The organism is Thiolapillus sp., assembly GCF_048562965.1.
In the GTDB taxonomy this organism is placed as follows: Bacteria; Pseudomonadota; Gammaproteobacteria; order Chromatiales; family Chromatiaceae; genus Thiolapillus; species Thiolapillus brandeum_A.
Genome location: NZ_JBHNMF010001263.1, coordinates 1 through 743 on the forward strand (window position 1 = coordinate 1; position 743 = coordinate 743).

General features: G+C 59.8%; 1 protein-coding gene and 1 pseudogene. One reads left to right on the forward strand and one right to left on the reverse strand.

Features of this window, described 5'->3' with window-relative positions:
- Positions 1-31 precede the first annotated feature (31 nt).
- Positions 32-442, forward strand: a pseudogene (locus tag ACOCD2_RS23690) (IS66 family transposase); the annotation flags it as partial.
- Here ACOCD2_RS23690 and ACOCD2_RS23695 read toward each other — a convergent pair.
- Positions 335-694, reverse strand: coding sequence for a hypothetical protein (locus tag ACOCD2_RS23695; protein WP_419626260.1), 360 nt, complete (start codon positions 692-694; stop codon positions 335-337). The pseudogene ACOCD2_RS23690 and the gene ACOCD2_RS23695 overlap by 108 nt on opposite strands.
- Positions 695-743 lie beyond the last annotated feature (49 nt).

The window sequence follows — 743 nt, forward strand, 5'->3', positions numbered from 1 at the left end:
GTACTGGCCGATCTATGGCGAGAATGATGAAATCTGCTTCACCTGGTCGGATAGTCGGGGCAGCGCACACATCGAACAACAGCTCGAGGGTTTTTCCGGTGTGCTGCTCAGCGACGGCTATACCGCCTATGACCGCTATGCCAGGAACAAGCCAGGGATCACCCAGGCCCAGTGCTGGGCACATACCCGGCGTTACTTCGAGCGGGCGAGCAAAAGTGATCCTGCCGCAGAAGAAGCGCTCATACTGATCGGCGGCCTCTACCGGGTAGAGCAGCAGATCCGGGAGAAGGAACTGGCGGGTGAGGAGAAACTCGCCTACCGCAGTCATCATGCACTACCGATCGTCGATGCCTTCTTTGGCTGGTGCCACAACCAATGCCAGCGGATGGACGTGCTCAACAGTGATCCCCTGGCCAAGGCGCTGGTGTATGCCGAGAACCACCGGGGACAACTGAAAGCCTATCTGAGTGACCCGGCGGTGCCCATCGACCGCTGCCAGCCATGGAGAGCGAAGCGAAGGCTGGTAGACCCCAGTAGCCGCGAGGCCGCACTGTTTTCCCGGCGTGCCTTGCGCCAGAGGGAAAACAAAGTAGGCCTCCGAACGCGGCGTCCAGTCATTGGGAGACAAGTACGGAGCAGCAACGAGCTTGCGAAGTTGTTGCGTAGTGCTGGGTGACCAGGACGGCTGGGGCACCAATAGGTTGTCAAAGGCCGAGTCGATTTTGGGGGCTGGGATGTCCCAA